Origin of the sequence: Nisaea sp., from assembly GCF_040217065.1 — a bacterium.
Lineage (GTDB): Bacteria > Pseudomonadota > Alphaproteobacteria > Thalassobaculales > Thalassobaculaceae > Nisaea.
This window is the reverse complement of record NZ_JAVJNX010000010.1, coordinates 106,364-127,810: the sequence shown is the minus strand read 5'-3', so window position 1 is coordinate 127,810 and position 21,447 is coordinate 106,364. Positions and strand designations below refer to the sequence as shown.

Below are 21,447 nucleotides of genomic sequence, written 5' to 3'. Positions count from 1 at the left end.
GGGAGCCCGCTCCGCATGGTAGCCAAGTCCATCGATGTCACCTGCATCGGCAACGCCATTGTCGACGTTTTTGCCCAAGCCACCGACGCCTTTCTTTCCGAGAATGGTATCGAGAAGGGAGCCATGAACCTGATCGATGCCGAGCGTGCCGAACTGCTCTACAGCAAGATGGGTCCGGGCATGGAAATGTCCGGAGGGTCCGCCGGCAACACCGCGGCGGGCCTTGCCTCTCTCGGCAGCAAGGCCGGCTATATCGGCAAGGTGCAGGACGATGTTCTCGGCAAGGTCTTCCGGCATGACATCACGGCGGTTGGCGTGCGCTTCGAGACCGCGCCGACCCTGGATGGTCCGCCCACGGCCCGCTCGCTCATCATGGTGACGGCGGATGCCCAGCGCAGCATGAACACCTTTCTCGGCGCCTGCGTGCAGCTTGGCCCGGAAGATGTCGACCCGGACCTGATTGCGGACAGCCGCGTGGTCTATCTCGAGGGCTATCTGTTCGATCCGCCGGAAGCCAAGAAGGCTTTCGTCAAGGCCGCCCGCACCGCGCATGAGGCAGGCGGCAAGGTGTCGCTCACCCTGTCCGACCCGTTCTGCGTCGACCGGCACCGGGATGCCTTCCTCGAGCTGGTCGATCACCATGTCGACATCCTGTTCGCCAACGAGGTGGAGCTGAAGTCTCTCTACCAGACAGACGATTTCGACGAGGCGCTGCAGAAGGTCCGCGAGAATTGCGAGACTGCTGCCATCACACGGGGCGCCAAGGGCTCCGTGGTGCTGCACAAGTCGGAAGTCCACGTGCTCGATGCCGAGCCGGTGGCCAAGGTGGTGGACACCACCGGTGCGGGCGATCTGTACGCTGCCGGTTTCCTGCATGGCTATTGCCAGGGCCTGGAGCCGGCCGACTGGGGTCGGGCCGGCGGCGTCGCCGCGGCGGAAATCATCTCGCATTACGGCGCCCGGCCGGAAGCGAACCTGAAAGAGCTTCTGGCGGCACGGCTTGGCTGAGCCTGTGTCCAGCGAGACTGTGTCCGGCGTCAGGGGCTGGCTTGCGGAGACGGCGGCGCTGTATTTGAAGCGCCGCATTCTGATCGTCTTTCTGCTGGGCTTTTCCAGCGGTCTGCCCCTGTTGCTCTCCTTTTCGACCCTGAGCGCCTGGATGCGCGAGTCCGGGGTTGACCTGACCACCATCGGACTGTTTGCCCTTGTCGGGACGCCCTACACGCTGAAATTCTTCTGGGCGCCATTGATGGACAGCCTGAGGTTGCCGCTTCTCGGCCGTCTCTTCGGCCGCCGCAGGAGCTGGCTGATCCTGACCCAGCTCGCCCTGATGCTGTCGATCATCCTGCTCGGCGGCACCGATCCGGTGAACAATCCCGGGCTGATGGCCTTGATGGCCGTCGCCGTGACCTTCTTCTCGGCCAGCCAGGATATCGTGGTGGATGCCTTCCGCATCGAATCCCTGCCGGAATCTGAGCAGGGCGCCGGTGCGGCCGCCTCGACGTTCGGCTATCGGATCGGGATGCTCATCGCCGGGGCGGGTGCGCTTTTTCTGGCCGATGCGATCGGCTGGTTTGTGGCCTATCTCGGCATGGCCAGCCTGATGCTGATTGGCCTGGGCGCGGTTCTCGCAAGCCCGGAGCCGGATGCCAGCGCGGAAGCGGAAAAGCATACAGCCGACAATGAATCCCTCGCCGCGTGGGTGCACCGGGCCGTTTTCACCCCGTTCTCGGAGTTTCTGCTTCGGCGGGGCGCGTTGCTGATCCTTGCCTTCATCCTGTTCTACAAGCTGGGGGATGCCTTTCTCGGCACGCTGACGAACCCGTTCTATATCGATCTCGGCTTTACCAAGACCGAGATCGCCCAGGTCACCAAGGTGTTCGGCCTGGTTGCCCTGCTGGTGGGGTTGTTTGCCGGCGGTGCCCTGGTGAAGCATATGGGACTTCTGAAGGCGCTGCTGCTCTGCGGCGTGCTGCAGGCGCTGTCGAATCTGATATTCGTCGCACAGGCTGTGGCCGGGCACGATATCTGGATGCTGACGGTGACGATCGGGGTCGAGAACTTTACCGGCGGCATGGGAACGGCCGCTTTCGTCGCCTATCTCTCGAGCCTGACGAATGTCGCCTTCACAGCCACGCAATATGCCCTGCTGTCATCCTTCATGGCCTTCGGGCGCACCATCCTCAGCTCCGGCGGCGGCTGGGTGACGGATCATATCGGCTGGATCGGGTTTTTCATCGCCTCGACGGCGATTGCCGTGCCCGGTCTGCTGTTGCTGCTGGTGCTGATGCGGATGTTTCCGCCGGAACGCGTGTCCGGCGGAAAACAGGGGGCCTGATCCGGATCAGGCCGGTGCGGTCGACCGGTCGAGAGCGTATCCGGCCGAGCGGACGGTGCGGATCAGGTCGGACTCTGCTTCGTCATTGATGGCTTTGCGCAGGCGCCGGATATGCACATCGACGGTGCGCGGCTCGACATAGATGTCGGGACCCCAGACCCGGTCGAGCAGCTGCTCGCGGGAGAACACCCGGCCGGGGTGTTCGAGGAAATAGCGCAGCAGCCGGAACTCGGTCGGGCCGAGATGAATTTCCCGGCTGTTCCGCCGCACCTTGTGGGAGGCCAGATCCATCTCCAGATCTTCGAACTCAAGGGTTTCGGCGTCGCTCGCCGGCCGGGTCCGGCGCAGCACGGCGCGCACCCGGGCGATCAGCTCGCTCGGGCTGAAGGGTTTGGTGATGTAGTCATCGGCTCCGGCATTGAGGCCGCGGATCCGGTCGCCCTCGTCGCCACGCGCGGTCAGCATGATCACCGGCACGGCCTTGGTCTCCGGTGTCCGGCGCAGCCGGCGGCAGACCTCGACGCCGGAAAGCAGCGGCAGCATCCAGTCCAGCAGGATCAGGTCGGGGCTTTTTTCCATGGCCAGAAGCATGGCTTCCTCGCCATCGCCGGCCTCGAAGACCTCAAAACCTTCCCGTTCAAGGTTGTACCGCAACAGAGTGACGATTGGCGCTTCGTCCTCGACGATCAGGATCTTGGGATTCATCATGTTCATAGGGTTCTAACTCTCGATATGAACGCTCATTCGGGCAGCGACACGATATAGCTGGCGTCGTCGCCTTTCGGGCGGTCGGCCTGCATTTTCGTGCCCTTGATCTGGAAGTGGACGGTCTCGGCGATGTTGGTTGCGTGATCGCCCATCCGCTCCAGGTTCTTTGCGATGAACAGCAGATGGGTGGACGCGCTGATGTTCCGCGGATCCTCCATCATGTAGGTCAGGAGCTCGCGGAACAGGCTTGTGTAGAGCTCGTCGATATCCTCGTCCCGGTGCCACGCAGCAACCGCGAGTTCGAGATTGTCGTCGGTATAGGCGTCCAGCACATCCTTGATCAGGGATTGCACCAGGCTGCCGATGCGGACAATGCCGTTGGCCGGCGGGATTTCGGGCAGGCCGCTCAGGACGATGGCCCGCTTGCCGATATTCGCGGCGTAGTCACCGATGCGCTCGAGATCGCTGACGATCTTCAGACTGGCAACGACGGTCCTGAGGTCACCGCCGAGCGGCTGGCGCAGGGCCAGAAGGCGGAGGCTCATCGCCTCGATTTCCGTCTCGAAGGCGTCGATCGGCGCGTCGGCCTCCCGGACCCGCTGGGCCAGCGCCTTGTCCCGCCGGTGCACGGCACGCACCGCCGCCTCGCACTGGTTTTCCACCAGTCCGCCCATCTGGGCAATCTTGGCCTTCAGGCTCTCAAGATCCTCGTCGAAAGAACTGACGATGTGGTCGTTTGCGCCCATGGTGGCAAATTCCCTATTCTTTCTTAGCCGAAGCGGCCGGTGATATAGCCCTGCGTGCGGGTGTCGCTCGGGTTGGTAAAGATCTGTTCGGTATCGCCGACCTCGACCAGCTCACCCAGATGGAAGAAGGCGGTGCGCTGGGAAACCCGGGCGGCCTGCTGCATGGAATGGGTGACGATGACGATCGTGTAGTTCTCGCGCAGCTCGTCGATCAGCTCCTCGATCTTCGCCGTGGCGATCGGGTCAAGGGCGGAGCAGGGCTCGTCCATCAGGATCACTTCCGGATTAACCGCGATGGCGCGGGCAATGCAGAGGCGCTGCTGCTGGCCGCCGGAGAGACCGGTGCCAGGCTCCAGCAGGCGATCCTTCACCTCGCCGAACAGGCCGGCCTTGGTCAGGCTGGATTCGACGATCTCATCGATGTCGGCCTTGCTCTGGGCCGTGCCGTGAATGCGCGGGCCGTAGGCGACATTGTCATAGATCGACTTGGGGAACGGGTTGGGTTTCTGGAACACCATGCCAACGCGCGCCCGGAGCTGCACCGGATCCAGCGACGAGTCGTAGATATCCTCGTCATCGAGGGTGATCTTGCCCTCGACACGGCAGATATCGATGACGTCGTTCATCCGGTTCAGGCAGCGCAGGAAAGTGGACTTGCCGCAGCCGGACGGGCCGATCAGGGCTGTGACCTCGTTCGGTTTGATGTCGAGATCGACATCCATCAGGGCCTGCTTGTTCCCGTAGAAGACCTTGACCTTGTCGCCCTTCATCTTCGGTGTCGCCTGCGGCGCCGCGGAGGTGTCCGGTTTGGCCATCTTTGTTTTCTCGCTCATGGAAATACCTCTACCAGCGCCGTTCGAACTTCTTGCGAAGCATGACGGCCAGAATGTTCATGAAAATCAGGAAGGCAAGCAGCACCATGATCGCGGCGGAGGTGCGCTCGACGAAGGCGCGCTCGGGGCTGTCCGCCCAGAGATAGATCTGCACCGGCAGCACGGTCGCCGGATCGGTGAAGCTGCCCGGGACGTCGACGATGAAGGCGATCATGCCGATCATCAGCAGGGGGGCAGTCTCGCCAAGCGCCTGGGCCATGCCGATGATCGTGCCGGTCAGGATGCCCGGCATGGCCAGTGGCAGCACATGATGGGTCACGACCTGCAGACGCGAGGCGCCGAGCCCGAGCGCGGCCTCGCGAATGGAGGGCGGTACCGCTTTCAGGGCGGAGCGGGAGGCGATGATGATCGTCGGCAGGGTCATCAGCGCCAGCACCATGCCGCCGACCAGCGGGGCGGAGCGCGGGAAGCCGAAGAAATTCAGGAACAGGGCAAGGCCAAGCAGCCCGAACACGATGGAGGGCACCGCGGCCAGGTTGTTGATGTTGACCTCGATCAGGTCGGTCCAGGCGTTCTTCGGTGCGAATTCCTCGAGATAGATTGCCGCCATCACCCCGATGGGGAACGACAAGAGCAGGGTGATCGCCATGGTCAGCAGGGAGCCGGTAACGGCGCCCAGGATGCCGGCTTCTTCCGGCTCGCGGCTGTCCGCCTTGCTGAAGAAATCGGTATTGAATCGCGTTTCGATCCGATCATTAGAGTCGAGCCTGTCGTACCAGCCGAGTTCCGTATCGGTGACCCGCCGGTTGGATTCCTCCTCGGTCCGGTCGACATAGCCCTTTCTGAGCATGTCGATATCGTCGGAGGCCTTGATCCAGAGATCAAGACTCTGTCCGACCAGGGACGGGTTCTCGATCACCATGTTGCGCAGATCGAACCCAGCGTTCGGCGAGACGAAATTATACAGCTTGCGCTTGTCCGAGCGGCTCGTGACCTCGGCGAAGTTGTCACGCAGATTCTTCTTGATCATGCCGCCATAGTCAGCGGTCCTGAGCTGCTCGACATCGCCCGTTCCGGCCGGATCCAGATATTCCGGATCGAACGAGATGTTCAGCTTGATATAGGTCTGCAGGAACGCGCTGTAGCCGGTCCCGGTGATGCTCCCGACCAGGAAGACGAGCATGAGGCCGGCGGCGATAATGCTGCCAAGCCCATACAGCCGGAAGCGGCGCTCCGCCGCATAGCGCTTCTTGAGCCGGTCTGCGGACAGCGTTGGCCGGCGGATCTCGGCGCCCGGTTTCGAATTCATGATCGCGTCAGTCATATTTTTCCCGATATTTCCGGACCACCCGCAGGGCAATCACATTGAGACCGAGGGTGACGAAGAACAGCACCAGGCCGAGGGCAAAGGCCGCGAGGGTCTTGGCGGAGTCGAACTCCTGATCGCCGACCAGCAGGGTGACGATCTGCACCGTCACGGTGGTGACGGCCTCGAACGGGTTTGCGGTCAGGTTGGAGGCCAGGCCGGCGGCCATCACCACGATCATGGTCTCGCCGATGGCGCGGGATACGGCGAGCAGGAAGGCGCCGACAATGCCCGGCAGGGCGGCCGGGATGATCACGTGCCGGATGGTCTCGGATTTGGTGGCGCCGAGCCCGTAGGAGCCGTCACGCAGGGACTGCGGCACGGAATTGATGACGTCGTCCGAGAGCGAGGAGACGAAGGGAATGATCATGATGCCCATGACGAGGCCCGCCGCGAGCGCGCTTTCCGAAGAGACGTCAAGCCCGACGCCTTCACCCCAGCCGCGGATCAGCGGCGCCACGGTCAGGGCGGCGAAGAAGCCGTAGACCACAGTCGGGATTCCGGCCAGCACTTCCAGCATCGGCTTTGCGACGGCGCGGAATTTCGGGTTGGCATATTCGGCCATGTAGATCGCCGAAAGCAGGCCGATCGGGCCGGCGACCAGCATGGCGATCAGGGTGATCAGCATGGTGCCGGCAAAAATCGGCACGGCGCCGAAACTGCCGGAGGCGCCGACCTGCTCGGCGCGGATTGCTGTCTGCGGGCTCCAGTGCAGGCCGAATAGGAAGTCGAAGAACGGGATGCGGGCAAAGAAGCGCAGGCTCTCGAAGATCAGCGACAGGACGATGCCGACGGTGGTCAGGATCGCGATCAGGGAGCAGATGATGAGCAGGACGCGGATGATACCCTCTACCGCGTTGCGGGCCCGGAAGTTCCGGCTGATCCGGGAGCGGGCCCAGGCGAGGCCAAGCAGCGCGATGCAGACAACGCTGCCGACCATGGACCAGAAGCCGATGGATTGCAGGGTCAGATACCGCTCCGTGGCGGCGACAATGGCCGGGCTGGCCACCCGGCTTGTGGCGTTGCCGCTGGACAGGTTCCGGATGTCGGTCAGCATCAGGGAATACTCGTCCGCATTCTGCGGCATGATCGACGCATCAAGGCCCGCCATCACCATGTGATCGACGATCTGCGGCTGGATGACCAGCCAGATTGCCAGCAGAAGTATTGCCGGCAATCCGCAGCCAAGTGCCACGAACATGCCGTAGTAGCTCGGCAGTGAATGCAGGATGCGGGCATCGCCCGACGCGGAGAGAATTGATCGGGCCCGGCCGGCGGCGTAGCCGGCGACCGACAATCCGATGACAACCAGAATAAGGAAAAAGCTGTTCATAGTGCCCCGCCGGCGGAATTGCTGTTGGCCCGGGCACAGACGTTCCGGGCCAGACACATGACTGTCTTTATGGGTCCGAGAAACCGGGCGGGCCCATAAAGACAGGGGAGAGGCGGCAGGCCGCCTCTCCCGCGACCAGTTACATGGTCAGGTTGGTCTTGTTCGCTGCAGCAGCGCGATACTTTTCGCGATCTGCGGCCGGCAGCGGGATCAGGCCCTTGTCGGCCAGATAGCCTTCGTCGCCGATGGCTTTCTCGCTGGTGAACTCAGCGACATATTCCTCGATGCCCGGTACCACGCCGATATGCGCGGACTTCACGTAGAAGAAGAGGGAGCGGGAAATGCCGTAATCACCGGAGGCGATGTTGTCGAAGGTCGGGGAAACGCCACCGACGTCCGCGCCCTTGATCTTGTCGCTGTTCTGGTCGAGGAAGCTGAAGCCGAAGATGCCCATGGCAACCGGGTTAGCCTGCAGCTTCTGAACGATCAGGTTGTCGTTCTCGCCAGCTTCGATGAACTTGCCGTCTTCCCGCATGGAGTCGGAAATCTTGCGGAAGCCCTTCTTGTCGGCCTTGCGCATGTCGGCAAGCATCTTGAAGGACTTGGCGCCCGGGCGCATGGCCAGCTCGACGAAAGCGTCACGGGTACCGGAAGTCGGGGGCGGGCCGAGAACTTCGATCGCTTCGTCCGGCAGGGACGGATCGATTTCGGACCAGTTGTTGTACGGGTTCTTGACGATCTTGCCGTCAACCGGAACCTCGGCGGCGAGCGCCAGGAAGATCTGCTGCTTGGTCAGGTTGAAGACCGGGCCGCTTTTGTCGTTGCCGATGACGATGCCGTCAAAACCAAGCTTCACCTCGACGATGTCGGAGACACCGTTCTTGGCGCACAGCTCGACTTCGGAAGACTTGATCCGGCGCGACGCGTTGGTGATGTCCGGATGCTGGACGCCCACACCGGAGCAGAACAGCTTCAGGCCGCCGCCGGAACCGGTGCTTTCGACGACCGGCGTCTTGAAGCTTGAGGTCTTGCCGAATGTTTCAGCGACGGTCGTGGAGAACGGGAAAACAGTTGAGGATCCGACGATGCGGATCTGGTCGCGGGCTTCCGCGGCCGCGGCAACGGCGATAACGCCGGCGAGGGCGAGCGGGATTGCCTTGATGATGGAATTCCTAAGCACGATTTTGCCTCCGGGACAAAGGAGTGTGATCGATCAGCCCCGATACATTTCCGAGCGGGACCGACCCGTTCCTACGCCGCTCCGGAGTCCCTATTACTACGGAAATGTGAAGGTTTTGTTTCAGCCGGCGGCGAAAAGCTGCGATTTCGTGACGCCGGGTGCCACGCACGGAATATAGACGGTGAACCGACTGCCTTCGCCGACCTTGCTGTCGATCGTCAGCGCGCCGCGATGGCGGCTGACGATGTGCTTGACGATGGCAAGGCCGAGGCCGGTTCCGCCCAACTCGCGGGAGCGGGCCGTATCGACGCGATAGAAGCGCTCGGTCAGGCGCGGAATATGTTCCCGTGCAATGCCGTCGCCCTGATCGGACACGCTGATGGCCACAAGATCCTCGGATTGCAGGCTGACCGAGGCCGGCAGGTCTCCGGCAATTTCCGCCCGGATGGTCACGACGCTCTGATCGCGGCCGTACTTTATTGCGTTCTCCAAGAGGTTTTGCAGCACCTGGGAGATCTGGTCGCTGTTGGCGATCAGGGCCGGGAGATCCGCATCGATATCAAGCTCAATGCGGATCCCGCGCCGTGCCGCGGTCAGCTCGGCGGCAGCGGCAAGATGTTCCGCCAGCGGGCGCAGCGCGATCTCCTCATTCGGAGCGGTGTGTTCGGCGGTTTCGATGCGAGAGAGCGACAGCAGGTCCGTGACCAGCCGGGTCATCCGGCTGGTTTGCTCGTCCATGATCTCGAGAAACCGGTCGTGTGCCTCAAGGTCATCCCGGGCCGGGCCGCGCAGGGTTTCTATGAAGCCGTGCAGGGTTGCCAGCGGCGTGCGCAGCTCGTGACTGACATTGGCGACAAAATCGACGCGCATGCTCTCGATACGGCGGATTTCCGTCAGGTCCCGGAACATCACCAGCGCCGTGCGCTGCTCTTCCTGCTGCCCCGGAAGCGCTTCGACGCGGACATTGAAGACACGATATACCGGATCCGAAATGGAGATCTCGACGATCCTGTGGCCCCCGCCGGCCAGCACCGCGTTGCCGGCTTCCAGCAAGCCGGGATCGCGTGTGACATGGGACAGCTCGCGCCCCATGATGCGGCCGCCGAAACGGTCGCGGGCAGCCTTGTTCATGCTCTGGACGCGGCCTTTGGCATTCAGGAAAAGCAGCGGGTCAGGGATGTTGTCGATGATCGAGACATGACGCTCGTTCAGTGCCTGAAGCTGTGTGCGCCGGTCTGCGGTGGTCCGGAACAGGCGGGTCAGTGCGGCGGCGAGTTCCGATGTCTCCCCGATCCCTTCGGCGATGCTGGACAGCACGTCGCCGGTCCTTGACGCGCGTTCGGGTGCGCTGGAACCGGCCCGGCGCTGGATATGGCGCTTGATGGCGTCCAGCAGACTGTAATGCCGCCGCACAATCCCCATTGCGACAACCAGCGACACCATCCAGGCACCGACTGCATGCCATGGCTGGACCGCGTCCAGGGCCGTAATGCCGGCGAGCGCGATGGCAGCCGGCATAGAGACCACCAAGCCGCCGCGAAACACGTCCCAAAGCTGCAGGGCCGCGGGATTGTCGTCCTGGGATGCGGAATCAGTATCGATCGGCTGTTCGCTCATCGTTCTTTTGATCAATCGGCGGTTCTATGCTGGCCGGCCAGCGCCCTTTCGCACTGGTCGCAATCCCTAGCGCCTGCGGTATGACAGTTTCTATCATAGGGGTCGGAAAACATGTGCCCCAGCTCAAAATAGGCTGAGAGCCATCAAAATGGAGGCCTTTCGCGCCAAATGCGGCGCGAAAGGCGGATCAATGTGCCGAAGGTCTATTTCCCGAGAGCCGTATGCGCTGCGATGGCCGCAGCATTCACCAGATCCGTCACGGTCGCGCTCATCTGCACGATCTGCACCGGCTTCTCCAGTCCGACCAGCATCGGCCCGATGACAGCGGCGCCGCTCATCGACTGCAGCATCTTGTAGGTGATGTTGGCGGAATGCAGGGCCGGCATGACCAGGACATTGGCCGGGCCTGTGAGACGGCAGAACGGATAATTCCGCTTCATCGCCTCGTAATCGAGGGCGATATCCGCGGACATTTCGCCGTCATATTCGAAATCGACACCGCGGGCGTCGAGAATGGCGACCGCATCGCGGATACGCACGGCCTTCTCGCGGGGCGGGTAGCCGAAATTCGAGAAGGACAGCAAAGCAACGCGCGGCGTATGGCCGAAGGCCCGCGCATGTTCCGCCGTCTGGATGGCGATATCGGCGAGTTCCTCGGCGCTTGGCAGCTCGTTCACGTTGGTGTCGCTGATGAAGATCGTGCGGCCCCGGTTGATGACGATGGAATAGGTCATCAGCTGCTGACCCGGCTTCGGGTCGAGCACGCGGGTGACATATTCATGGGTCACGCCGAAATTCCGGGTCAGGCCGGTCACCATGGCTTCAGCGTGTCCGGACGCGACCATGCAGGCGCCGAACACATTGCGGTCCTGATGCACCATGCGCTGGCAGTCGCGCTGGATATGGCCTTTGCGCTGCAGCCGTTTGTAGAGCATTTCCGTATAGGCTTCGTTGTGCTCCGACAGCTTGGCGTTGTTGATCTCCAGCGTCTCGGCGCCCTTGATGCCGAGCTCGACGATCTTCTCCTTGATCACATCCTCCCGGCCGACCAGCACCGGAATGCCGTAGCCGCCGTTGCGGAAGGTAACGGCGGCGCGGATCACCCGTTCCTCCTCGCCCTCGGCGAAAACGACGCGCTGCGGATTGGCGCGGATCCGGTCGAAAATGACCTGCAGGCTGGAGGATGTCGGATCGAGCCGGGCGCCGAGTTCGGCCCGATAGGCATCCATGTCCTTGATCGGTTTGCGGGCGACGCCGGTATCCATCGCGGCCTGTGCCACCGCCGAAGAAACCCGGACGATCAGCCGGGGATCGAATGGCGCGGGAATGATGTAGCCCTCGCCGTAATGCAGCGTGCGGCCATAGGCCTTGCCGACTTCGTCCGGTACGTCTTCGCGGGCGAGCTCCGCCAGCGCGTTGGCGGCGGCGATCTTCATCTCGTCATTGATCTCGCTCGCCCGGACATCGAGGGCGCCGCGGAAGATGTAGGGGAAGCCGAGCACGTTGTTGACCTGGTTCGGATAGTCGGACCGGCCGGTGGCGACCACGGCATCGGATCGGACGGCGGCGACATCCTCGGGGGTGATTTCCGGGTCCGGGTTGGCCATGGCGAAGATGATCGGCCGGTTGGCCATGCTCTTCACCATGGCCTGGCTCATGGCGTCTTTGGCCGAGAGGCCGCAGAAAATATCCGCACCCCTGACTGCTTCCTCGAGCGTGCGCATCGGCGTGTCGACAGCGTGCTTTGATTTCCACTGGTTCATGCCGGCGTCGCGGCCCTGATAGATCACGCCCCGACTGTCGCACAGGATGACGTTTTCGTCCTTCATGCCCATTGATTTGAGCAGTTCGACGCAGGCGATGGCGGCGGACCCGGCGCCGTTCACCACCATCTTGGAAGTTTCGAGCGTGCGGCCGGTCAGATCCAGGGCGTTGATCATGCCGGCGGCGGTGATGATCGCGGTGCCGTGCTGATCATCGTGAAAAACGGGGATGTCCATCAGCTCCTTCAGGCGCTGCTCGATGATGAAGCAGTCCGGGGCCTTGATGTCTTCCAGATTGATGCCGCCGAAGGTCTTGCCGAGGAATCGGACCGAGTTCACGAACTCATCCACATCCTTGGTGTCGACCTCGAGATCGAAGCCATCGACATCTGCGAACCGCTTGAACAGGACCGCCTTGCCTTCCATCACGGGCTTCGCCGCCTGCGCCCCGATATCGCCGAGCCCGAGCACGGCCGTGCCGTTCGAGATGACGGCGACGATATTGCCCTTGGCGGTGTATTCGTAGGCCTTGCTCTCATCCCTGTTGATGGCGAGGCAGGGATAGGCCACACCCGGAGAATAGGCGAGTGCCAGATCGCGCTGCGTGGTCAGGTTCTTGGTGGCGGCGATTTCGAGTTTGCCGGGGCGTCCGGAGGAGTGAAACTCCAGCGCTTCGGTCTCGAGCAAGCGTTTCGCATCATCCATGACGCTTCCCCCCATGGGCTTGTTATTGGTGATCGGATCGCTGCCGATCCGTGCTTCCGATTTGATCGTTGATTTCTGAACGATAGGCCTGCCCGGCGCCACGGGCAATTTCATATCATGGGAAGAGGTTCCATAAATGTCGGGAAACAGGTGTCGTTCGGCATTGGAAGTTGCCGCGAACGTCGTGTTATGGTCGCCGCCTTTTCGAGCAGCTACCGGAACTTGGCACCTATTCGACCGTGAACACGATCTCCCCAGCAGACAGGCAGGCCTCCGTGTCCAGTGCCTCATCCAGAGACCGCGCGGCGGCGACGCCGATGTTCCAGCAATATTTCGAGGTCAAGGACGCGCACCCGGACGCATTGCTGTTCTACCGGATGGGCGACTTCTACGAGATGTTCTTCGAGGATGCGGAAGCCGCCGCCGCCGCGCTGGACATTACGCTGACGAAACGAGGTCAGCATGGCGGTGAGCCGATCCCGATGTGCGGCGTACCGCATCATGCCGCCGAAGGCTATCTGGCGCGGCTGATCCGCAAGGGGTACCGGGTCGCCATCTGCGAGCAGACAGAGGATCCGGCGGAAGCCAAGAAGCGCGGCTCTAAGTCGGTGGTCCGGCGGGAAGTGGTGCGTGTGGTCACGCCCGGCACCCTGACCGAAGACGCGCTGCTAGACGCCCGCAGCAACAATTACCTGGCGGCGCTCGCCATGGCGCAGGGCGGGCTCGGGCTGGCCTGGATCGACGTCTCGACCGGCGATTTTCATGCCCAGCCGGTTGCCATGAACGGCATCGGTGCCGCCCTGGCCCGGGTCGCTCCCAGCGAGCTTCTTGTTCCCGACAGTCTGATGGAGCCGTCGAGCAGCCTGCGCAACGTGCTTGAGGACTGGCGCGCGGCGGCCGTGCCGCAGCCCGTCAGCCGGTTCGACAGCGAGAATGGCCGCAAGCGCCTCGAGGCCCTGTTCGAGGTCTCCTCGCTTGAAGGCTTCGGGGCGTTCGAGCGGGCCGAGCTGGCGGCTGCCGGGGCTCTGGTCGACTATCTGGAGCTGACCCAGATCGGCTCCATGCCGCGCCTGCTGCCGCCGCGCCGCTGGCAGGCCGGCGGTCTGGTCGAGATCGACGCCTCGACCCGGCGCAATCTGGAAATCCTGCGCACCCTCAGCGGCGAGAAACGGGGCTCCCTGTTGAGCGTTCTTGACCGCACGGTGACAGGTGCCGGCGGACGATTGCTCGGCCAGCGACTCTCGGCGCCTGTCACCGATGTGGCGGAAATCGGCCGGCGGCTCGATGCGGTGGCCCACTTCCGGGAAGGCGAGCGGATGCGCGGCGAGATCCGCGACACGCTGAAGGCCTTGCCGGACGTGGAACGTGCCTTGTCCCGTATCGCGCTCGGCCGCGGCGGGCCGCGCGATCTGGCGGCGACCCGCGACGGATTGGCCGGAGCCGGACCGTTGCGCGATCAGCTGGCCCGGGCCGACGCCATGGCCGGCGGTCTGACCGGTGACGCCGGCGGCGCGCCCGAGGAAGCGCGGGGGATTTTCGAGGAGCTGGGTTATCACGAGGTGCTGGTTGACCGGCTGACCCGGGCATTGGCGGCGGAATTGCCGTTGCTGGCCCGCGATGGCGGCTTCATCGCGGCGGGTTATGCGCCCGAACTCGACCGGCTGCGCACCCTGCGGGAGGAAAGCCGGCGTCTGATCGCCGGGCTCCAGGCCCGTTACGCGAGTGAAACGGGCGTCAGTGCGTTGAAAATCAAGCACAATAATGTGCTCGGCTATTTCATCGAGGTGACCGCCGCCCATGGCGAGAAACTGATCGGCCGGGAGAATTTCATCCATCGCCAGACGATGGCGAATGCCGTGCGCTTCACCACCGTGGAGCTGGGCGAACTGGAGCGGGACCTGTCCCAGGCGGCCGACAAGGCGGTGGCACTGGAGCAGGGCTATTTCAAAGAGCTGGTCGAGGCTGTTCTGGCCGAGGCCGAGGCGGTCTCGCTGGCGGCCGCGGCGCTGGCCCGGCTGGATGTGGCGACGGCGCTTGCCGAGCTCGCCGTCGAGCGCCGCTATTGCCGGCCGGAGGTGGACGGCTCGCTCGGCTTCGAGATTCGCGGCGGCCGCCATCCGGTGGTCGAGGCCCTCAATCCCGGCGACAGCGGCTTTGTCCCGAATGACTGCGTTCTGGCGGATGCCCAGCGGCTCTGGCTGATTACGGGTCCGAACATGGCGGGTAAGAGCACGTTCCTGCGCCAGAACGCCCTGATTGCCCTGATGGCTCAGGCCGGGTCCTTCGTGCCGGCGGAAGCGGCCCGTATCGGCGTCGTCGACCGCCTGTTCAGCCGGGTCGGCGCGGCGGACGATCTGGCCCGCGGCCGCTCCACCTTCATGGTCGAGATGGTGGAGACCGCGACCATCCTGAACCAGGCGACGGAACGCTCGCTGGTGATTCTCGACGAGATCGGCCGCGGCACCGCGACTTTCGACGGATTGTCGATCGCCTGGGCAACGGTCGAGCATCTGCACGAAATCAGCCGGGCGCGGGCGCTTTTCGCCACCCATTATCACGAACTGACCGGTCTGGAGGCGAAGCTCGCCAGCCTCTCCTGCCATACCATGCGGATCAAGGAATGGAACGACGATGTCGTCTTCCTGCATGAGGTGGTGGCCGGTGCGGCGGACCGCTCCTACGGCATTCACGTCGCCAAACTGGCCGGCCTGCCGCCGGCCGTGATTGCCCGGGCGGAAGAAGTGCTGACGCTCCTGGAACAGAGCAAGGCCTCCAGCAACGCGGCTAGTCTGGCCGAGGAGCTGCCGCTGTTCCAGGCCATGGCGCCGGCACGGCCCCCGGCGCGGCAGCGGATCAGCCCGCTGGAAGCGCGGCTCTCGGAGATCCGGCCGGACGATCTGTCGCCCCGCGAGGCGCTGGATCTGCTCTACGAGCTGATGTCGTTACGGGAAAGCAACCGTTAGACGATATTGCGTTCCAGAACCAGCGCACCGCTGGCAAAGCGCGCGAAGCCGAAGCGGGACAGGTCGATGGTTCTGAACCCGCCGGAGACCAGCAATTCCGCAATCGCCCTGCCGACGGCGGGGGCCTGCTGCAACCCGTGACCGGAAAAGCCGTTGGCGAAGTAGAGATTGCCAAGCTCCGGATGGGCGCCGACGATACCGTTCTGGTCGACGGTGTTGTAGTCGTAATAGCCTGCCCAGGCGCCGGACAGCTTGATCGCCTCGAAGGCCGGCACCCGGTGGGCCAGGGCCGGCCAGACCACCTCCTCGAACCAGTGATACTCGACCTCGAGATCGCTGGTGTCGCCGTCCGGATCCTGGTCCGCCGGGGGGGAGACGCCACAGATGAAGCCGCCGCTCTCGGGCCGGACATAGACGCCGGTCGGATCGATCAGCAGCGGCACCGCCGGCTCCAGCGGCACCCGGCAATCGAACACGAAGACATTGCGTTTGCGCGGCACAACCGGAAGGCTGACGCCGGCGAGCGCCGCGATCTTCCCGGCATTCGCCCCCGCCGCATTCACCACCATTCCGGCCGCATAACGCCGTCCGTCGGCCAGCATGACGGCCGAGACCCGGTTCCGGTCATGCTCCAGCGCGCTGACCTCGCCCGCGATATAGACCACACCGAGAGAACGGGCCTTGCGCTTGAAGGCCTGCATCAGGGTGTTCGGATCGATCCAGCCTTCCCCGCTCCGGCCGAAGGCGGCGCCGGCAATGCCATCGCAGTTGAGCCAGGGAAACTGTTTCTCAAGTGCAACGAGATCGAGCAGGGCGATGTCGCAGCCAAGTTTCATCTGTTCGACGTGATTCTGGCGGAGAATATCGAGGCCGTCCGGTCCGGCAAGAAACAGATAGCCCCCCTCGCGGAAGCCGAGATCCGGACAGTCGCCGTCTACGGACAGGTACTCCGCCACATGGCTGACGAAATGGTGCCCGAAAAGACCGATCTCGATATTCTCCGGATTGGAGAATTGCTGGCGGATGCCCCCGGCGGAGCGTGGCGTCGAGGCCGTCTCGTATGTCGGGTCGCGCTCGATCACGGTGATGGAGTCCGGCCCGGCCGGATCGGCGGCGAGGAAATATGCCACGGCGCTCCCGACCACACCGCCGCCGACGATGATTACATCGCTGCTCAGATTGTCGGCCAACGGACAGCACTCCGGGGAAAGGGGACGGGACTCTCCCTCCCTCTTATCGCTGTGACCCTTGTACGTCCAGTCTGGCGCGTCCAGTCCGATTCGTGCAGGCACGGGACATGGCGCGGCCGGGAAAATTACACTAGGTTTCATCAGGATCTTGAGCGAAGCATGAGGGATAGATGGCCACCGACCAATCACTCGAGCAGTCACTGCCTGTGAGCGAAGCGGTCACGGACGCCGCGATCATCGCGCCGCCACCGAAGATCAGGAGCCGAAAGAAAATCATCGATCCGGTGGGGCTCGAGAAGGCCATCGACGGTTTGTGGCAGGAGGTCGGCAAGCCGGAGGAATTCCGCACCGAACTGCTCGGTCTGCTGCGGCGCACCGTCGATGAGGGCCGTTCCGAGATCGAGCGCCGGTTTCTCGACAGCAATGATGGTGCGGCGGCAATCCACGCCAACACCTATCTGATGGACGTCCTGATCAACACAATCGCCGAGGTGGCGACAAAAAAGATCTACAGGAATGCCAACCCCACCCAGGGAGAGCAGATCTGCATCGCGGCGGTCGGCGGGTACGGGCGGGGCGAGATGGCGCCTTTCTCCGATCTCGATCTGCTGTTCCTGCTGCCCTACAAGCAGACGCCCTATAGCGAACAGGTGGTTGAATATATTCTCTATCTGCTCTGGGACCTGCGGCTGAAGGTCGGCCATTCCACCCGCTCGGTGGATGAATGCGTCCGCCAGGCCAAGGCCGACATGACGATCCGGACCACCCTGCTCGAGCTGCGTTATCTCTGGGGTGCCGAGGCTTTGTTCGCCGATCTTCGCGTGCGTTTCCGGCAGGATGTCGAAACCGGGACCGCCATGGAGTTCGTCGAGGCCAAGCTGTCGGAGTCGGAAGAGCGGCATGACCGGCTCGGCGACAGCCGTTACGTAATCGAACCGAATGTCAAGGAGGGCAAGGGCGGGCTGCGCGACCTGCATCGCCTGTTCTGGATCGGCAAGTACGTCTACAAGGTCGACAAGGTCAAGGATCTGGTTGATCGCGGCGTCCTGACCGCGGCGGAGGCCCGCAAGTTCGCCAAGGCCCAGAAGATGCTCTGGACCATCCGGTGCCATCTTCACTATCTGACCGGCCGTGCCGAGGAGCGCCTCACCGTCGACCTGCAGACCGAGATCGCAAAGCGCATGGGCTATACCAACCGGGCAGGCGCGGTCGCGGTCGAGCGCTTCATGAAACATTATTACCTGACGTCAAAGGATGTGGGCGATCTGACCCGGATCTTCTGCGCCAGTATCGAGGCGGAAAACCAGAAGCGGCCGCGGCTCAGGCTTTCATGGGCCTTCTCGCGCAAGCCCGATGTCGGTGATTTCCGCGTCGATGGTGATCGCCTCAACGTCATGGACGATGAGATTTTCGACCGCGATCCGGTCAACCTGATCCGGTTCTTCCACACTGCGCAGAAGCACGATCTGGAACTGCATCCCTATGCGCTTCGGCTGGTCACGCAGAATCTGAAGAAGATCAACAAGGACCTGCGCCGGAACGAGGAAGCCAACCGGCTCTTCGTCGAGATGCTGGAGGCGCCGCAGGGGCCCGAGCGGATCTTCCGGCGGATGAACGAAGCCCAGGTTCTTGGCCGATTCGTGCCCGATTTCGGCCGGGTCGTCGCCCAGATGCAATACGACATGTACCATGTCTATACGGTCGACGAGCATACCATCGTCATGCTCGGCATCCTGCACAAGATCGAGAAGGGCGAGCTGGCGAAAGCGGTCCCGATCGCCAGCGAGGTGGTGCACAAGGTGCTGTCGCGCCGGGCGCTCTATGTCGCGGTCTTTCTGCATGACATCGCCAAGGGCCGGGGCGGCGACCACTCAAAGCTGGGCGAGCGGGTGGCCCGCCGGCTGTGCCCTAGACTGGGGCTGACGGAAGAGGAAACCGAGACTGTTGCCTGGCTGGTCCGCTGGCATTTGCTGATGACCTATGCCGCCTTCAAGCGCGACGTGAACGATCCGAAGACGGTGCAGGATTTTTCCGCCATCGTGCAGTCGCCGGAACGGCTGCGCCTGCTGCTGGTGCTGACCGTTGCCGATATTCGCGCGGTCGGCCCGAATGTCTGGAACGGCTGGAAAGCGGCGCTGCTGCGCGAGCTTTACTGGGCAGCGGACGGCACGCTCTCGGGACTCGGTGACGAGGCCGGCCGGAAACGCCGGGTGGAAGCGGCCAAGGATGCGCTGGCCGAACTGCTTGCCGACTGGCCGCAGGAGGATCTCGACCACCATCTGGCGCTCGGTTACCCGGATTACTGGCTGGCCTTCGATGCGGAAACCCATGCCCGCCATGCCCGCATGGTGCGGGGCGCCGAGGCGGAGCAGCGCGAGCTGGCCGTCGAGAGCCGGGTCGATGCGGCCCGCGAGGTCACCGAGATCACCGTCTATACCTCGGACCATCCGGGCCTTTTCTCGCGGGTCACCGGGGCCATGGCGGTTTCCGGCGCGAGTATCGTCGATGCCCGGATTTCCACTTTGAGAAACGGCATGGCGCTGGATGTCTTCTGGATCCAGGACGAGGATCGCAAGGCCTTTGACCGGCCGGACAGGCTGGCGAAATTGTCCGTCGCCATCGAACGGGCGCTGACCGGCCGGCTGAACCTGCTGTCCGAACTGGTCAAGCGCCGGCGCAGCATCGAGCGCCGGGCCAGGGTCATGAAGGTTCCCACCCGCGTGCTGATCGACAACAAGGCGAGCGTGACCCATACCGTGATCGAAGTGAATGCGACGGACCGGCCCGGCGTGCTGTACCGGATCGCCCGGGCGCTCCGCGAGGTGAAGATCCAGATCTCGTCGGCGAAGATCTCGACCTACGGGGAGAGCTTCGTCGATGTCTTCTATGTGAAGGACCTGTTCGGCTTGAAGATCGACTCCGAGACCCGGCTGCAGGAAATCCGCACGGCGCTCCTGACGGCGCTGGCGGAGGATTCGGCTCCGCCGCCGGTCGGAACCGGTTCGTCTTGAGGGCCGCGCTCTTGCCCGAATTGCCATGCATTCCTCTTCGGTCACTGACCCGAAGCCCGTTCCTGACCCGAAGACAGAGCTGACATGTCCCTGATCCGCGCCGCCGCCACCGTCGGTGGCTTTACCATGATGAGCCGGATCACCGGTTTCCTGCGCGACGTCCTGATTGCCGCCATTCTGGGCGCGGGGCCGGTGGCGGATGCTTTCTTCGTTGCCTTCAAGCTGCCGAATTTCTTCCGTCGGCTGACGGCGGAGGGCTCCTTCACGATCGCCTTTGTGCCGCTCTTTGCCGGCAGCCTGGAGGCGGATGGCGTGGCGGCGGCCAAGCGCTTTGCCGGCGATGTGCTGTCCATGATGTGCGTGGTTCTGGCCGCCCTGACCCTGGCCATGGAACTCGCCATGCCCTGGATCATGCATGTGCTGGCGCCGGGTTTCGTTGCGACACCGGATCGGTTTGCCTTGGCGGTCGAGCTGACCCGCATCACCTTTCCCTATCTGCCGCTGATCTCCTTGGTGGCGCTCTATGGCGGCATTCTGAACAGCATCGACAGGTTTGCCGCCATGGCGGCGGCGCCGATCCTGCTCAACCTGATCCTGATCGGCGCCATGCTCGGTTTCGCGGACCGGCTGGAGACGCCGGGTCATGTGCTGGCCTGGGGCGTGTCCGCTGCCGGTCTGGCGCAGCTCGTCTGGCTGATCGTGGCGGCCCGGCGGGCAGGCTGGACCCTCGCGCTCCGCCTGCCGCGCGTGACCCCGGGCGTGCGCAAGCTGTTCAGGCTGATGGGGCCGGCCATGATCGGCGCCGGCGTGGTGCAGATCAACCTGCTGATCGACATGGTGCTGGCCTCGACCCTGCCGCTCGGCTCGATCTCGTTTCTCTATTATGCGGACCGGGTCAACCAGCTGCCGCTCGGGGTGATCGGTGTGGCCATCGGCACCGCATTGCTGCCGATGCTGTCCCGGCAATGGCGCGCGGGCGACGGCGCGGCCGCACAGGAGACCCAGAACCGGGCGCTGGAATTCGGCGCCTTGCTGACCGTTCCGGCCGCAGTTGGCCTCGGCGTGCTGGCAACCCCGATCATCACGGTTCTGTTCGAGCGCGGGGCGTTCCAGGCCACTGACACGGCGGCCACCGCCGCGGCCATGATCGCGTTTGCTGCAGGATTGCCGGCCTTCGTGCTGGTGAAGGTGCTGCAGCCGGGTTTCTTTGCCCGCGAGGACACGAAGACACCGGTCAAGGTCGCGGCGGCGGCGGTTGTCCTGAACCTCGTGCTGAACCTGATCCTGATGCAGTATCTCGCCCATGTCGGCCTGGCCCTGGCGACGGCCATTGCCTCCTGGATGAACGGGCTCGTTCTGGCCCGGTTGCTCGGCCGGTCCGGCGCCTTCCATTTGGATGCCAGGTGCCGCAGGCGCCTGCCCCGGATTCTGCTCTGCGCCGCACTGATGGGCGGCTGTCTCTACAGCGCGCTCCTGTTCTCGGAACGGCTTGTCCCGGGCACTTTCACCGGCGGTGCGGCCATCGGGATTGTTGCTTTGATCGTCCTGATCCTGCTCGCCCTTGCCGTCTATTTCGGGGCGGCGCTTCTGACGGGCGCCATGCGCCTGGCGGACTTCCGCGCGGCGCTCCGGCGGACCGGTCATTCGGGCTGAACCAGTCCGGCCTTGACCGCTGGCCGGCCGCCCGCAATAAA

14 protein-coding genes are annotated in these 21,447 nt (G+C 63.7%); 5 read left to right on the top strand and 9 right to left on the bottom strand.

The features are described from left to right. The first annotated feature begins 15 nt into the window (after window positions 1–15). Together RH950_RS16595 and RH950_RS16590 are read left to right on the top strand one after the other, a co-directional pair. Window positions 16–1,008: an adenosine kinase gene (locus RH950_RS16595; protein ID WP_350058758.1), complete on the top strand. Its 993-nt coding sequence runs from the start codon at window positions 16–18 to the stop codon at window positions 1,006–1,008. Then, window positions 1,001–2,338 carry an AmpG family muropeptide MFS transporter gene (locus RH950_RS16590; RefSeq protein ID WP_350058756.1) on the top strand — a complete coding sequence of 446 codons (1,338 nt, stop codon included), beginning with the start codon at window positions 1,001–1,003 and terminating at the stop codon, window positions 2,336–2,338. The genes RH950_RS16595 and RH950_RS16590 overlap by 8 nt, the downstream gene beginning before the upstream one ends. A 6-nt stretch (window positions 2,339–2,344) precedes the next feature. On the opposite strand, the gene phoB is transcribed toward RH950_RS16590, so the two are convergent. The 8 genes from phoB to RH950_RS16550 all read right to left on the bottom strand — a co-directional run bounded on the left by phoB (window position 2,345) and on the right by RH950_RS16550 (window position 12,589). Next, entirely contained in the window at window positions 2,345–3,043 is a 699-nt protein-coding gene (phoB, locus tag RH950_RS16585) for a phosphate regulon transcriptional regulator PhoB (RefSeq protein WP_502889810.1), read from the bottom strand. 35 nt (window positions 3,044–3,078) lie between these two features. Beyond that, window positions 3,079–3,792, bottom strand: coding sequence for a phosphate signaling complex protein PhoU (gene phoU / locus RH950_RS16580; RefSeq protein WP_350058752.1), 714 nt, complete (start codon window positions 3,790–3,792; stop codon window positions 3,079–3,081). Between the two features lie 23 nt (window positions 3,793–3,815). Then, the gene (gene pstB, locus RH950_RS16575; protein WP_350059168.1) at window positions 3,816–4,607 is read right to left on the bottom strand and encodes a phosphate ABC transporter ATP-binding protein PstB; all 792 of its coding nucleotides are present in this window, start codon (window positions 4,605–4,607) and stop codon (window positions 3,816–3,818) included. Window positions 4,608–4,635: 28 nt separating this feature from the next. Next, window positions 4,636–5,949, bottom strand: a complete 1,314-nt coding sequence (pstA, locus tag RH950_RS16570; protein WP_350058750.1) for a phosphate ABC transporter permease PstA — start codon at window positions 5,947–5,949, stop codon at window positions 4,636–4,638. Then, window positions 5,942–7,324, bottom strand: coding sequence for a phosphate ABC transporter permease subunit PstC (gene pstC, locus RH950_RS16565; protein WP_350058748.1), 1,383 nt, complete (start codon window positions 7,322–7,324; stop codon window positions 5,942–5,944). The genes pstA and pstC overlap by 8 nt, the downstream gene beginning before the upstream one ends. Before the next feature lie 139 nt (window positions 7,325–7,463). Next, on the bottom strand, window positions 7,464–8,504 hold the full coding sequence (locus RH950_RS16560) for a substrate-binding domain-containing protein (RefSeq protein WP_350058746.1): 1,041 nt from the start codon (window positions 8,502–8,504) through the stop codon (window positions 7,464–7,466). A 120-nt stretch (window positions 8,505–8,624) separates the two neighbouring features. Next, complete coding sequence (locus RH950_RS16555; RefSeq protein WP_350058744.1) at window positions 8,625–10,121, bottom strand: ATP-binding protein; 1,497 nt, start codon at window positions 10,119–10,121, stop codon at window positions 8,625–8,627. Between the two features lie 203 nt (window positions 10,122–10,324). Further along, window positions 10,325–12,589 carry an NADP-dependent malic enzyme gene (locus RH950_RS16550; protein ID WP_350058742.1) on the bottom strand — a complete coding sequence of 755 codons (2,265 nt, stop codon included), beginning with the start codon at window positions 12,587–12,589 and terminating at the stop codon, window positions 10,325–10,327. Between the two features lie 317 nt (window positions 12,590–12,906). Here RH950_RS16550 and mutS point away from each other — a divergent pair, with 317 nt between their 5' ends. Beyond that, window positions 12,907–15,552, top strand: a complete 2,646-nt coding sequence (mutS, locus tag RH950_RS16545) for a DNA mismatch repair protein MutS (RefSeq protein ID WP_350059167.1) — start codon at window positions 12,907–12,909, stop codon at window positions 15,550–15,552. Here mutS and RH950_RS16540 read toward each other — a convergent pair. Then, a complete protein-coding gene (locus RH950_RS16540; protein ID WP_350058740.1) occupies window positions 15,549–16,742 on the bottom strand; it encodes an NAD(P)/FAD-dependent oxidoreductase in 1,194 nt (397 codons plus the stop codon). The genes mutS and RH950_RS16540 overlap by 4 nt on opposite strands. 170 nt (window positions 16,743–16,912) lie before the next feature. On the opposite strand from RH950_RS16540, the gene RH950_RS16535 reads away from it, so the two are divergent. Together RH950_RS16535 and murJ are read left to right on the top strand one after the other, a co-directional pair. Next, window positions 16,913–19,753, top strand: a complete 2,841-nt coding sequence (locus RH950_RS16535; RefSeq protein WP_350058738.1) for a [protein-PII] uridylyltransferase — start codon at window positions 16,913–16,915, stop codon at window positions 19,751–19,753. An 84-nt stretch (window positions 19,754–19,837) separates the two neighbouring features. Beyond that, on the top strand, window positions 19,838–21,406 hold the full coding sequence (gene murJ / locus RH950_RS16530) for a murein biosynthesis integral membrane protein MurJ (RefSeq protein ID WP_350058736.1): 1,569 nt from the start codon (window positions 19,838–19,840) through the stop codon (window positions 21,404–21,406). Window positions 21,407–21,447 lie beyond the last annotated feature (41 nt).